The organism is Embleya sp. NPDC001921, from assembly GCF_053594475.1.
In genome coordinates, this window is sequence record NZ_JBSFEO010000026.1 from 35160 (window position 1) to 49079 (window position 13920).

Sequence of the window (13920 nt, forward strand, 5' to 3'; positions counted from 1 at the left end):
GTGCGCGGCGATCAACGGCGGGGCCGAACTCCGACGCGAAACAGGTGCTCCACCACCCTCGGAGGCCGAGAATCACCGTCGCTCCCAGCCGTGACCGCATCGACCGCCAACCGCCGCGAGCCGCGAACGGCCGCTCGGCGACGCCGCGGACGGCTGCGGCACTGCCGGTCGCCGACGAGGGTTGACGGGTGGACCGCCGGTCGAGGTCGGCGCCGACGCTCGCCGCATGCCGCCGGCCACCGCCCCGGGACGAGGGGGCGGTGGCCGGCGGAGGGGGTTGCGGGGTGGGTCAGTCCATCCGCACGATGGCCGCGACCGGCCCGCCGCCGGAGGGGCCCTGGTGGACGGCGGCGACCGAGACGAACACGGCCGGGTCGCCGGTGACGGACGCGGTCACGCCGCCGACGGTGGCCTTGATCTGCCGGTGCCAGTGCACGTCCGAGTCGTCGAGCATGATGTTGCGCCGCCCGCGCACGCTGCCGCTCGGGTCCGCCTCGCACTTGAGGAACACGTTGACCAGCCGGTCGCCGAGGTCCGAGGTGTGCGGGCGCTCCGGCAGGTCGATGCCGGCCGAGCGGATCGCCGACCAGATGCCGTCCGCGTCCAGCGCGTCCTTCATCACGTCGTGGCCGACCCGGAACGGGCCGCCCACGCCGCGCACGTTGCCGACCACGACGATCTGCGCGCAGTCCAGCTCGACGCCGGAGGAGCAGGACGCCACCGACGAGTACAGCGACAGGTCGCGGTGGATCTGCTCGGCGGTCGGCAGCTCGATCTCGCCGAGCGCGACGGCGATGCCCAGCGCGGTGGTGGAGTTGGAGACGTCCATGGACTTGAGGGTGTCCTCGGTCCACACGTCGAACCCGCGCGCCTTGGCGTCGTTGATGGTGTCCAGCACCAGCAGCGGCGTCTTGGTCTGCACGTAGTGCACGTCGGCCGGGTCGGTGATGCCCGCGACGGCCATCGCCTTGCGTACGCCGGCGGCGACCTTCTCCACCATCGGCACGCGGCCGATGTCCTCGGGCAGGATCTGCTCACTCATCGCGACGCCGACCGACACGCGCGGCTCGTCGGTGGGCTGGTAGCGGTTCTCCGGCGCGTACGCGAAGACCGTCGCGTGCGGGGAGATCACGCCGTCGGTGCCGCCGGACCACACCAGCGGGACCTGCTGCGCCTCTTCGACCGAGCGCTTGCCCTTGGCGACCAGCACCTCGCGGAAGGCGCGGTCGGCCAGGATGCGGGTGTAGTCGTTGACCCCGCCGTTGCCCTCGGTCTTCCCGATGACGGCGAGCACATCATCCGCGGCGAACACGCCGTCGTCGATGAGCTTGGCCAATCCGGACGCGTCGGTGACGCTCTCGATGGCGACCTTGTGAACCTCGATCGGCCTGGGCACTCGTTCCACCTCGTTCATTGGAGTTCGTTGAGTTCTTTGTACTTCGTCGACCACGTCGGATGCCGCCGACGCCCCGTCAGGCGCCCGACTCCACGACCGTCCCGGACTCGCCCGCCACCGCGGCGGTGATGCGATCCAACGACGTGATCACCGAGCGCCGGCCGCCGTTTTCGACGAAGCGCACCGCCGCTTCGACCTTGGGTCCCATGCTGCCACCGGCGAACTGGCCGGCCGCGGCGTGCTCGCGCAGTTCCTCGGGGGTGACCCGGCCGATCACCCGCTCGTTCGCGGTGCCGTAGTCGAGCATCGCGTTGGGCACGTCGGTGGCGATCACCAGCACGTCCGCGTCCACCGACGCCGCGAGCAGGGCCGCGGTGAGGTCCTTGTCCAGGACCGCCTCCACGCCGCGCTCGGCACCGTCCGCGTCACGCACCACCGGGATGCCGCCGCCACCGGCCGCGACCGTGACGAAGCCCGCCGCGACCAGGGTCGAGATGGCCGGCGCGTCGACCACCTCGAGCGGATCGGGCGAGGGTACGACCCGTCGCCAGCCCTTCGCGCCCCGGTCCTCCCAGTGCTGGCCGAGCGCGACGAAGCGTTCCGCCTCGGCCTGCGGCAGATGCCGGCCGACCGGCTTGGTGGGGCGCTCGAACGCCGGGTCGGCGGCGTCCACGAGCGTGCGGGTGACCACGGCCGCCACCGGCGCCGCCTGCCCGCGGCGCCGCAGCGCGGCCTCCAGGGCGGAGACGATGGTGAAGCCGAGAGTGCCCTGCGTCTGCGCGCCGCACCAGTCCAGGGTCACCGGAGGCACGACGTGCGCGGTGAGTTCGTTCTTGACCAGCAGGTTGCCCACCTGCGGTCCGTTGCCGTGGGTGAGCACCACCTCGACGCCGGAGGCGATCAGGTCCGCCACCGCTTCCATCGCCACCGCGACGGCGGCCCGCTGGGCGTCGGGAGTGGCACTCCCATCGGGTCCCGTCATGGCGTTTCCGCCGAGGGCGATGAGTACTCTCCCGGTGCGGGGAGTTGGCATGTGTCGAACTCTCCTGTTCCTGTCGTACGCGGGAGTCCCGGCCGTCCCGTCCGGGACTTGGGACTCTAAGCGGGTGACCAGGTCGATGGCTTGGGAGCTTGTTGACCACAAAACCCAATCGATCTGGCAGAACTTGCCGAGCGGTACACACCGCCCGCGGGCCTCAGCAGCCCAGCCGCGCGTACCGCTCCAGCCGCGCCGCACGCCGCTCGGCCGTCGGTCGGCGCAGCAGTCCGACCAATTCGTACTCCAGTACCTGGGCCAGTCGGGCCAGGAACGCGACCGGTTCGTCGGCCGCGTCGGGCCGCTCGGCCACGATCCGGTCCACCACCCCGTCGCGCAGCAGGTCCAGCGACCGGATGCCCTGCGCGGCGGCGATCTCCGCACCCCGGGTGGGGGTGCGATAGCGCAGCGCCGACGCGCCCTCGGGCGGCAGCGGGGACAACCAGCCGTGCTGGGCGCACAACACCCGGTCCGCGGGCAGCAGGGCCATCGCGCCGCCGCCCGCGCCCTGCCCGAGCAGCAGGCACAACGTCGGGGTGGGCAGGGTGACCAGTTCGGCCAGGCACCGGGCTATCTCGCCGGCCAGGCCGCCCTCCTCGGCCTCGCGGCTGAGCGCCGCGCCGCCGGTGTCCACGACGCTGACCAGCGGCAGGTCGAGTTCGGCGGCCAGCCGCATGCCGCGTCGGGCCACCCGCAGACCGGCCGGGCCGAACGGGCCGTGACTGGACTGCCTGGCCCGGTCCTGGGCCAGCACCACGCACGGCGCGCCGCCGAAGCGGGCCAGCGCGAGCAGCAGACCGGGGTCGCTCTCGCCCTGGCCGGTGCCGTGCAACGGCACCACCGCGCTCGCCGCGTGGCGCAATAGGGCGCGGGCGCCCGGGCGTTCGGCGCGACGGGAGAGCTCGACCGAGGTCCACGCCGGGACGTCGGCCAGATCCTCGACCGGCAACGGCGCGACGTCGGGCAGGTGTTCGCGCGGCGCGGTGACGATGTCGAGGACGCGTGCGGCCACTTCGCCGAGCCGATCGGGCTCGACGACGGCGTCCACCAGACCGTGCGCGTACAGGTTCTCCGCGACCTGGACACCCTCGGGGAAGGGTTGCCCGTGCAGAGCCTCGTACACGCGCGGGCCCAGGAAGCCGATCAACGCGCCGGGTTCGGCGGCGGTGACGTGGCCCAGCGAGCCCCACGAGGCGAGCACACCACCGGTGGTGGGCCCGCGCAGGTAGACCAGATACGGCAGACCGGCGCTCTTGTGCGCGGCGACCGCGGCACTGATCCGGACCATCTGGAGGAAGGCGACGGTGCCCTCCTGCATCCGGGTGCCGCCGGAGGTCGGCGACGCGACGAGCGGCAGCCGCTCGGCGGTGGCGCGTTCGATCGCGGCGACCAGGCGCGAGGACGCGGCCACCCCGATCGAGCCGGCCAGGAAGTCGAACTCGCAGGCCACGACCGCCACTCGGCGGCCCCGGATGCGGCCCTCGCCGGTGACCACCGACTCGTCCACGCCGCTCTTGGCCTCGGCGGCGCGCAGTTCGTCGACGTACCCCGGGTCCAGTCGCTCGGGGCGGTGCGGCGCGGTGTCCCAGCTCGTCCAGGTGTCCGGGTCCAGGACCAGGCGGATCAGCGCGTGCGCGCCGACGCGGGTGCGGCGGGGCGGTGCGGGTACCGGTGCGGGCGTGGACGCGGGCGCCGGCACGGGCGCGGTGCTCATGCGCGCCGCGCGGCGTGCAGGGCGCGGGCGTCCTCGGCGTCGAGCCACGCCTGCACGCTGTCCGTGTGCTGGCCCAGTGTCGGCGGCGCCTCGTGCCGGCGCCGACCGCCGTCCGCCGCGTCGCCCGCTCCGTCCAGGCGGATCGGCGGGCCGGGCAGCGTGATCGGACCGAGGGTGCTGTGCATGACGTCGAGCAGCAGACCCTGCGACTTGGTCTGGTCCCACTCGTAGACCCGGTCGATCGTGCGCACCTCGCCGGCCGGAATGCCGGCGGCGGCCAGTTCCGGAAGCAGTTCGTCCACGGCACGCTCGGCGAACGCGGCGTTGATCGCGTCCGCGAGTTCGGCCCGATTGACCACCCGGTCGGCGTTGACCGCGAAGCGCGGGTCGCCCACGGCCAGGCCGACCATCGGCGCGAACTTCGCCCACAACTTCTCGCTGCCCACCGCGACCTGGATGATCGCGTCCGCGCAGCGGTAGGAGCCGTACGGCTGGAGCGAGGGGTGCAGATTGCCCTGCGCGTGTCCGACCTGGCCGGCGACGGTGTAGTTGGTGCCCTGGAACGCGTGTACGCCGACGATCGCGGCGAGCAGCGAGGTGCGCACGACCCGGCCCAGGCCGGTGCGCTCGCGCTCGTGCAGCGCGGCGACCACGCCGTAGGCGCCGTACATCCCGGCCAGCAGGTCACCGATCGGCACGCCGATCCGGGTGGGGTCGTCGGGGCCGGGGCCGGTCAGGCTCATCAGGCCGGCCTCGCCCTGGGCTATCTGGTCGTAGCCGGGCCGACCGCCCTGCGGGCCGTCGTGTCCGAACCCGGTGATGGACAGCACCACCAGGCGCGGGTTGAGCCGGGTCAACTCCTCCATCGGGAAGCCGAGTCGATCGAGCACGCCGGTGCGGAAGTTCTCCACGAGCACGTCGCTGTGCCGGATCAGTCGGGCCAGCGTCTGCCGGCCCTCCTCGGTCTTCAGGTCGAGGACGATCGATTCCTTGTTGCGATTGCAGGACAGGAAGTACGTCGACTCGCGGGCGTCCTCGGCCCCGACGAACGGCGGACCCCAGCCGCGGGTGTCGTCCCCACCGTCCGGGTTCTCCACCTTGATGACACGGGCGCCCATGTCGCCGAGCATCATCGCGGCGTGCGGGCCGGCGAGGGCGCGGGAGAGATCGAGCACGACGAGGTCGCAGAGCGGTCCGCTCACGTCGAAACACCCCTTTCTGCAGGTATGCGGCGTTGCGCGTCCGTCCATCCGGGCATCCGTGCGGTGTACGGGTGTGGTGCGTGACGCGTGGTGGCAGTGCGTTTGTGCGGTGCGTGTGTGCGGTGCGTGTGTGCAGTGCGTGTGTGCAGTGCGTGTGTGCGCGAGGCGGGTGTGCGGTACGTACGGCCGAGCGTGGGGCGCGGTGCGATCTGCGCTCCGACTCCGAATGCGTCCAAGCTAGGCGGCTCGCGGGCGATGCTCGCCGTCAGTTACTGCCCAACGAATCGCGCTCACTTGGCAATACTTGGTGTTGGAAGCCCGGCGCGTAGTGCGCGTCGTCGGGCCCGAACACCCGGCGGGCGAAGTCCGCGAAGCGGGTCGGCGCACGATCGAGCAGCGCGGCGAGGGTGCGCGGGTTGCCGGTCAGGCCGTGCCGGTCGTAGAACGCGAACATCGCGGTGAGGGTCTCGAGCGGATAACCGGACAGCCCACCGGCGCGGGCCTCCTCGTACCAGTCGCGCGGGTCGATCCGGCGCGCGGTCACCGGGCGGCCCAGCACCTCGGCCAGGTGCCCGGCGATCAGCCGAGGAGTCAACGCCTCGGGGCCGGCCAACTCGTACACCGCGTCCTCGTGGCCGTCCTCGCACAACACCACGGCCGCCGCCTGCGCGACATCGCGCAGGTCGACGGCGGCGAACGGCGCGTCCACCCGATACGGCACGGCGAAGTCGCCGATCCGCACGATCGCCTCGCGCGCGTCGAGGGTGTTCTGCTGGTACGGCCCCGGCTGCAGCACGGTCACCGCCAGGCCCGACTCGAACAGCGCCTCCTCGACCCGCGCCTTCGCCTCGTGATGCGGCATCGCGCGCAGTTGCGGGCGCAGCACGGAATGAAAGACGATTCGCCGCACGCCGGCCCGCTGCGCCGCGGCGATCACCGCGCGGCCGATGGCGGGCTCGTCCGGATGCACGTTCGGCGCGATGTGGTAGATCGCCGAACACCCACGCAACGCCTCATCCAGATCCGCGGGCTCGCCCACGTCGCCCACCACGGCCTCGCTCGCCCCGGCCGCGACCGCCACCGCGACCTGCCCGGGCCGCCGCACGAAGGCACGCACCCGGGCCCCACGCTCGGCCAACGCCCAGGTCAGCGCCCGCCCGGTCTTCCCCGCCGCACCAGTGATCACGATCATGCACTCACGCTAGGCAGCCGACCCGCCCCCATCACCGTCCGGCCTCGCCAACACCCACCCCCGAAATCGGGCACATCCTGCCGAAGGCAGAGTCCCGCAGCGAGTCGAGGACAACGCCCGTGCCCCTCACGCCGCCGATCGCTGATCGAACCCTTACAGCCAGGGAATCCCGGTCCGGATCACTAGACTGCGCACATGGATCCCGTCGAATCCGGACATGCTCCCGACGTCCACGACCCCGACTACATCGCCTTCGTCGCCGGCCGCATTCTCGACCATGTGCGCGAGGTTCCGGAGCTGGCCGCGTTGTCCGAACCGGTGACCTTCGAGTCGACGCCGCACGGCATCGTGATGATGACCGCTCCCGACGCGCCGCACGGTGACATTCTGGACGACCTGCGCACCTTTCTCACCGGCCTGCCCCGACACGGCACCACCGCCTGGGCGTTGCGCGAGAACACCTCGGTGGAAGTCGGTGCGTCCGAGCGCACCCCGGACCTGGTCGTGTTCGATCCCTCCCGCCGCGTCCTGGTCAGAGGTGGCAGGGCCATGTCCACCACCGGGATCCTCCTGCTGGCCGAGGTGACGTCGAACTCCACCCGGCGCGAAGATCTCGACCGTGAGGACCCGGCCGCCAAACCACGCCAGTACGCCGCCGGCGGGATCCCGCTGTACCTGGTCGTCGACCGCCGCAAAGCCGAGGTGCTGCTCTTCCGGGACGCGACCAATGGCGTCTACCCCGAACCCGCCGTCTTCCGGGTCGGCGAACCGGTCTGGCTTCCGAAACCCTTTTCCGCTGCCTGGCCCACCGAATTCATGAAAGACCTCCTGTAGGCAGCCCCGCCGGCTGATCACAGCGACAGGCCGGGTCGGTCAGGTCGGGTGCGGGCCTCGGGTGGTCAGGAGGGCTCGGGCGGTGAGCGCCGCGCGGAGGGGGCCTTGGCGGTCGGGGGCGTCGGGGCTGACCCGCAGGAGGGATTCGATCAGGGCCAGGCGTTGGTGTACCGACTGGCGCCGCAGGAACAGGACGCCGGCGGTTTCCGTCTTGGAGCAGCCGCAGCGCAGGTACGCCTCGAGGGTGTCCACCAGGCCCGTGCCGCGTGCGGCGTCCGAGGCGAGGAGAGGGCCGAGTTGGTCCTCGACCAGGTCGGCGAGGTCCTCGGGGGTGAGCCGGTCCAGGACCCGTTCCAGGGCCCAGGCGTCGGCGAGCACGGTGTCGGCGATGGGTTCGGGGCGCACCGACCGGACCCGTCGGGCCAGCCGCAGGGTGTCCCGCGCGGCCCGCAGACTGTGCCCGACCCGGGCGACATCGCGCACCAGCGGCCCGAGCGCGGCGGTCGGCTCGTCGCCCGTGGCCGCGGGCAGACCCAGGCGGCCGGCGAGTTCGGCGACGTGCGTGTCCCGATCCAGCGCGATCAGCGCGTACGCACCGTCCGGCCCGTCGCTGACCAGCCCCCGGCCGCCGCACGCGCGCAGTCCCTCGTACAGCACCGTCACCGCACGCACCGGATCCGGCAGTTTCAGCGCGACGCTCGCCCATGCCGCCGTCCCGGCCGGGACCAGGCCGCACACCGTCAGCCGCGCCGCCACCTCGCGCGGCGGCAACGCGTCCCGCAGCAGGCCCTCCACGAGTTCGCGCCGCTCACGCCCGACCCACCCGTCCCGATCGGCCAGCCGCAGCAGCGCCGGCGCGAACACCCGCGCCGCGTGCTCGGCCACCTCGTCCGCGAGCCCGATGGCCGCGCCCGACCACGACCCGACGGGCGCGCGGTCCTCGGTGTCGTCACCGGTCACCCCCGCGGCACCGCCGGCCCCGGGAGCGAGACCCGCCCAGGCCGCCGCGCCGGATCCGGTCGGCCCCAGCAACAGCCGCCCCCACAACGACCCGCGCAGTTCCACGCCGGCGCTCGCCGCCGGGCTCGCCGCCACGTGACTCGGCGTGTCGGTGCCCGCCCACGCGGTGATCGTGCCGTCGATACCCGCGAGCACCACCGGTCGGTCGGTGAGCCGGGCCAGGGTGCGGGTCAGTTCGTCCACCCCCGCGCCGCGCGCGAGCACGCCGGACAACACCCGGACGATCTCGTTGACATGGCGCAGCCGGGTCACCGCAGAGTCCAGGATGGCCGCGTTGACCGCCTCGGCGATCTCCACGAACGGCACGATCCCGCGCAGCACGACCAGCGGCAGTCCCACTTCGGCGGCCGCCCGCAACACGTCCGCCGGCACCTCGCCGAACGTGCGCCCGACCTCCAGCGCCACCCCCGCGACCCCCGCCTGCGCGAGGTCGACGACATAGCGCCGGCGCTCGCCGGCATCCCGCCCGGCCAGGCCCAGTCCGGTGGTGAGCAGCAGTTCGTCGCCCCGCAGCAGCGGCGCGATCTCGTAGATCTCGCTGGAGTGCACCCAGCGCACCGGCCGCTCCAGATCCGCCCCCGGGTCCGGCACGACCGGGTCGGCTCGGCGCATCACCGGGTGGTCGAGGACCTCTCGTAGTCCCAAGGTCATGGACACTCCGTCCGGAAGATGCGCCAGTATCCCGGTCACCGTGTCCGTTGTCACGACCTCCCGGGCCGAGGAACCTTCGGTGATCACCCCGCATCACCAACCCACCCCACCCTCGACACCGCCCCACTCCCGCCCACCGCCGTGCTCCGCTCCGCCCCACCGGAGGTCTCCGTGGCAATCCTCGAAGAACCCGCGCAACCGGCCCGACCCACCCAAGCCGTCGACCACACCCAATCCCTGGAACCCGTGCCCGACGAGGCTCGCGACTCGACCCCCGCGCACCAGTTCTGGATCTGGGCGGGCGCCAACATCGCACCGATCAACTGGGTGCTCGGCGCGCTGGGCATCGTGCTCGGCCTCGGTCTGCTCGACACCGTCCTGGTCCTGGTCGTGGGCAACCTGGTGGGCATGGGTGTCTTCGGCCTGTTCGTGCTGATGGGCCAGCGCACCGGGGTGACCCAGATGGTGCTGGCCCGGGCCGCCTTCGGCCGGCGCGGCGCGTATCTGCCCGCCGCCGTCCAGGGGGTGATCTCGGCCGGCTGGTGCGCGATCAACACCTGGATCGTGCTCGACCTGGTGATGGCCCTGCTGGACAGCGTCGGCTACGTCGGCGGCAACGGCACCAAGGTCGTGGTCGTGCTGGTGGTGATGGCCACCCAGATCGCGATCGCCGCGTCCGGCTTCGGCGCGATCGCCGACTTCGAGCGCTGGACGGTGCCCGCGACCCTGGTGGTGCTGGCCGCGATGACCGTGGTGGCCTGGACCCGACTGGACATCGACTGGGGCCACGCGAGCACGTTGAGCGGCGGTGACCGCTGGTCGGCGATGAGCACGGTGATGACCGCGATCGGCGTCGGCTGGGGCATCACCTGGTTCGCCTACGCGTCGGACTACTCCCGCTTCGTGCCCCGCGCCACCTCGCGTCGCAGGTTGTACGCGGCCAGCGTGCTCGGCCAGTTCCTCCCGGTGGTCTGGCTCGGCGTGCTCGGCGCCTCGCTGGCCACGGTGAACGCCAAGGCCGACCCGGGCCGGCTGATCGTCGACTCGTTCGGCGGCCTGGCCATCCCGGTGCTGCTGCTCGTCCTGCACGGGCCGATCGCGACGAACATCCTGAACCTGTACAGCTGTTCGTTGTGTGCCCAGACCCTGGACATCAAGGTCTCCCGGCGCGTGTTGTCCTGTCTGGTGGGCGCGTTCGCCACCGTCTTCACGCTGTTCCTGGTGTTCCGGGCGAGCCTGGCGCACACCCTCGACACCTGGCTCGCGGGCATGGTCACCTGGGTCGCGCCGTGGGCGGCGGTGATGCTGGTGCACTTCTACGTGTTCGCCCGGCAGCGCATCGACGTGGCCGCCCTGTACGCCGAGCCCCGCCGCGGCCTGTTCGCCGACGTGCGCTGGTCGGCGATCGTCGCACTGGTGTGCGGGATGGTCGCCACCTGGTGCTTCGAGTACGGCGTGCCGCAGGCACTGCGCGGCCCGGGAGCCCGGGCGATCGGCAATGTGGACCTGTCCTGGCTGGCCGGCGCACTGGTCGCGGGCGGCCTGTACCTGCTGCTCGGCCGCCGCGAGCGAGCAGCGCGCCAACCGAATCCCGCCGAACGCTGAACCACTGGAGCGATCCGACATGCAGGACAACACCCTCACCGTGACCGACTGCCGGCTTCCCGGCCGCGCCGAACCCGTGGACATCGCGGTCGACGCCGGTGTCGTCACCCGCATCACCCCCACCGGCGCCACTCCCCCGGTCGGACCCGTGCTGGACGCGGCCGGCGCCCTGGCCACCCCGCCCTACGTCGAGCCGCACATCCACCTCGACACCGCGCTGACCGCCGGACAACCGCGCTGGAACGTCTCCGGCACGCTGTGGGAGGGCATCGAACGGTGGGCCGAGCGCCGCGCCCTGCTCACCCGCGAGGACGTACTGGCGCGAGCCGAGCAGGTGTTGCGCTGGCAGGTCGCGCACGGCGTGCTGCACGTGCGCAGCCACTGCGACGTGACCGATCCCGAACTGACCGCGCTGCACGCGCTGGTCGAGCTGCGCGAGCGGGTGCGGGACGTGCTCGACCTGCAGATCGTGGCGTTCCCGCAGGAGGGCATCGTCTCCTGTGCCGACGGTGAGCGCCTGATGGGCCGTGCCGTCGAGGCCGGAGCCGACGTCCTGGGCGCGATTCCGCACTTCGAGGACACCCGCGAGGACGGTGTGCGCTCGTTGCGGATCCTCTTCGAACTGGCCGAACGGCACGGCTTGTTGGTGGACGTGCACTGCGACGAGATCGACGACGAGCAGTCCCGCTTCGTCGAGGTGGTCGCCGCCCTGGCGCACCGCACCGGGCTGGCCGGCCGGGTGACCGCCAGCCACACCACCGCGATGGGCTCGTACAACGGCGCCTACAGTCGCAAACTCCGCCGGATCGTGGCTCGTTCGGGCATCCACCTGGTCTGCAACCCGATGGTGAACCTGACCCTCCAGGGCCGCTTCGACGACTATCCCAAGCGCCGCGGCCTCACCCAGGTCAAGGAGATGCTGGCGGCCGGGGTCAACGTCGCGTTCGGCCACGACGACGTGATGGACCCGTGGTTCCCGCTCGGCACGGCCAACCCGATCCAGGTCGCGCACGCGGGCGTCCTGGCCGCGCAACTCTCCGGGCAGGACGAGATCGACGAGGCGTTCGCGATGGTGACCGAGCGGGCCGCCCACGTGCTGAACCTGGGCGAGCGGTACGGCCTGGCCGTCGGCCGTCGGGCCGACTTCCTGCTGCTGCCCGCCGATTCGCCCTTCGACGTACTGCGCCGCCAGGTGCGCCCGAGCCACGTGATCTCCCGAGGCCGCGTGGTCGCCGAGACGCCCGCCGCGCCGACGCGGCTGACCTGGCCGGACCGCGCCCCCGAGGACGTCGACTTCACCCGCCGCTGAGGGCACACCACAAGCACCGACGGCACACGACGAAAGGCCGCGCCTCCCGATCGCGAAGGAGGCGCGGCCGGTTCGTGTGCCGCTACAGCAGGTCCACCGCCGGGTAGGCCTCCCCGCCGGACAACCGCGCGTAGCCGGGACCGCGGTCGAAGAACGGCTCGACCTCGGGCCGCGCCGCGCGCACCGACGCCCGCAGTTCGGCGGTCGCCGCCTCGTCCACCGCGAGGTCGTCGCCCTCGCCGGTGAGCACGACGCCGTAGTCGTCGGTCGCCGCGCCGCGCGAGACCTTGCCCCAGCGCACGTCACGCAGCACCGACTCGGTCTTGCGGTCCAGCGGGTCGCCCCAGCCGCCACCGCCGGTGGTCCGGATCCGGATCACCTCGCCGGCCTTGACCGGTTCGTCGTCGACCAGGCCGTCCATCTCCCGCTCGTTCGGGCCGCCCGGGTCGATCACCACCTGGAAGGAGCGCCCGGCCTTGCCGCCCTTGACGCCCCAGCAGGACAGGATCGAGCGGTCCGCGATGGACATGAAGGACGCGTCGAGCAACATCCGGATGTGCTTCTCGTAGCCCAGGCCGCCGCGGAACTGGCCGGGGCCGCCGGAGTCGGTGGCCAGACCCAGCCGCTCGACCAGGAACGGGAAGCGCGACTCGGTGAACTCGGTGGGCAGGTTGCGCGAGTCGGGCACCACGTGGATGGTGTCCTCGCCGTCCGCGTAGTAGCGCCCGCCCGAGCCGCCGCCGAGCACCTCGCGCATCAGGTACGAGCGGCCGTCCGCGTCGTGCCCGTACACGCCAGTGTAGCGGATCGTCTCCTGGTCGGCGGGCATCTTGCCGTCGACCGCCTTGGCCAGCACGCCGGAGAGCACGCCGAGCAGGCGCAGGATGACGAACGTACGGGCGTTGGTCGGAGCCGGGAAGATCGGCGTGAGCAGCGTGCCCTTCTCCGGGAACTTCATCTCGATCAGCGGCACCACGCCCTCGTTGACGTCGAGTTCCGCCATCCGCTCGGGGGTGTCCGCGAGGTTGCGCAGGATGGGCGCGAGCCACTTCTTGAGGAAGTTGCCGTCCGCGTAGTCGCCGCAGTGGTTGATCGGGCCCTTGGCCTGCTTGGACGTGCCGGTGAAGTCGATGACGATCTTCTCGGGCGTCTTGGTCAGGGTGATCCGCTGCGTGTGCAGCATCGGCTCGTCCACGCCGTCGTGCTCGGCGTAGTCCTCCCACACGTACTCGCCGTCCGGGATCTTGGCGAGGATCTCGCGCCGGTAGGTCTCGGTGGTCTTGTCCAGGATCGCGTCGAAGCACGCCTCGACGGTCTCCCGGCCGTAGCGCTCGAAGAGTTCACCCAGTCGTCGCGAGCCCATCAGACACGCCGAGCACTCGGCGTCCAGGTCGGCGGCGAGCGAGTCGGGCATCCGCGAGTTGCGGGTCATGATGCGCAGCGCGGCCTGGTTCGGCACGCCCTGGTCCCACAGCTTGATCGGCGGGACCATCAGGCCCTCTTCGTACACGCTGGTCGCGCCCGAGGGCATCGACCCGGGGCAACAACCGCCGATGTCGTCGTGGTGGCCGAACGCCTGCACGAAGGCGACCACTTGCCCGTCCGCGAAGACCGGGACGGTGACGCACAGGTCGGGCAGGTGGCCGATGCCGCCCTCCGACTCGTAGACGTCGTTGTGGAAGAACACGTCTCCGGGACGCATCGTCTCCAGCGGGAAGTCCCGGGCCACCGGGTGCACCAGCGCCGAGTACGAACGGCCGGTGAGCTTGCGCAACTTGCGGTCGTGGATCCCGGCGCGGAAGTCGTGCGCGTCGCGGATCATCGGCGAGCGGGAGGTGCGACCGATCGCGGTCTCGACCTCCATCTCGACCGAGGCGAGCGTGCCCTCGACGATCTCCAGGAGCACGGGGTCCACACCGTGCAGCGCGTCCTGCGCGGTGGTGGCGGTACCGGCGCTCATG

The 13920-nt window shown here is 72.1% G+C and carries 10 protein-coding genes; 3 read left to right on the forward strand and 7 right to left on the reverse strand.

Features of this window, described 5'->3' with window-relative positions:
• Positions 1-289: 289 nt before the first annotated feature.
• The 5 genes from bar to ACWCPW_RS27775 form a co-directional block, all read right to left on the reverse strand.
• The gene (gene bar / locus ACWCPW_RS27755; RefSeq protein ID WP_449764322.1) at positions 290-1414 is read right to left on the reverse strand and encodes a barbiturase; all 1125 of its coding nucleotides are present in this window, start codon (positions 1412-1414) and stop codon (positions 290-292) included.
• Positions 1415-1472: 58 nt separating this feature from the next.
• Positions 1473-2429: a carbamate kinase gene (locus tag ACWCPW_RS27760; RefSeq protein ID WP_449764323.1), complete on the reverse strand. Its 957-nt coding sequence runs from the start codon at positions 2427-2429 to the stop codon at positions 1473-1475.
• Positions 2430-2592: 163 nt separating this feature from the next.
• Positions 2593-4146: a carboxyl transferase domain-containing protein gene (locus ACWCPW_RS27765; RefSeq protein WP_449764324.1), complete on the reverse strand. Its 1554-nt coding sequence runs from the start codon at positions 4144-4146 to the stop codon at positions 2593-2595.
• Entirely contained in the window at positions 4143-5348 is a 1206-nt protein-coding gene (locus ACWCPW_RS27770; RefSeq protein WP_449764325.1) for a CaiB/BaiF CoA transferase family protein, read from the reverse strand. The genes ACWCPW_RS27765 and ACWCPW_RS27770 overlap by 4 nt, the downstream gene beginning before the upstream one ends.
• A gap of 265 nt (positions 5349-5613) precedes the next feature.
• Positions 5614-6540, reverse strand: a complete 927-nt coding sequence (locus ACWCPW_RS27775) for an SDR family oxidoreductase (protein WP_449764326.1) — start codon at positions 6538-6540, stop codon at positions 5614-5616.
• A gap of 195 nt (positions 6541-6735) precedes the next feature.
• Here ACWCPW_RS27775 and ACWCPW_RS27780 point away from each other — a divergent pair, with 195 nt between their 5' ends.
• Complete coding sequence (locus tag ACWCPW_RS27780; RefSeq protein ID WP_449764327.1) at positions 6736-7374, forward strand: Uma2 family endonuclease; 639 nt, start codon at positions 6736-6738, stop codon at positions 7372-7374.
• A gap of 39 nt (positions 7375-7413) precedes the next feature.
• Here the strand turns inward: ACWCPW_RS27780 and ACWCPW_RS27785 are convergent, their stop codons facing one another.
• Positions 7414-9045 carry a PucR family transcriptional regulator gene (locus ACWCPW_RS27785; RefSeq protein WP_449764328.1) on the reverse strand — a complete coding sequence of 544 codons (1632 nt, stop codon included), beginning with the start codon at positions 9043-9045 and terminating at the stop codon, positions 7414-7416.
• Positions 9046-9216: 171 nt separating this feature from the next.
• Between ACWCPW_RS27785 and ACWCPW_RS27790 the strand changes: the two genes are divergently transcribed.
• Together ACWCPW_RS27790 and codA are read left to right on the forward strand one after the other, a co-directional pair.
• Positions 9217-10650 carry a purine-cytosine permease family protein gene (locus ACWCPW_RS27790; RefSeq protein ID WP_449764329.1) on the forward strand — a complete coding sequence of 478 codons (1434 nt, stop codon included), beginning with the start codon at positions 9217-9219 and terminating at the stop codon, positions 10648-10650.
• A gap of 19 nt (positions 10651-10669) precedes the next feature.
• The gene (codA, locus tag ACWCPW_RS27795; protein ID WP_449764330.1) at positions 10670-11959 is read left to right on the forward strand and encodes a cytosine deaminase; all 1290 of its coding nucleotides are present in this window, start codon (positions 10670-10672) and stop codon (positions 11957-11959) included.
• An 82-nt stretch (positions 11960-12041) separates the two neighbouring features.
• Here codA and ACWCPW_RS27800 read toward each other — a convergent pair whose 3' ends face one another.
• The gene (locus ACWCPW_RS27800; RefSeq protein ID WP_449764331.1) at positions 12042-13919 is read right to left on the reverse strand and encodes a hydantoinase B/oxoprolinase family protein; all 1878 of its coding nucleotides are present in this window, start codon (positions 13917-13919) and stop codon (positions 12042-12044) included.
• Between the last annotated feature and the right edge of the window lies 1 nt (position 13920).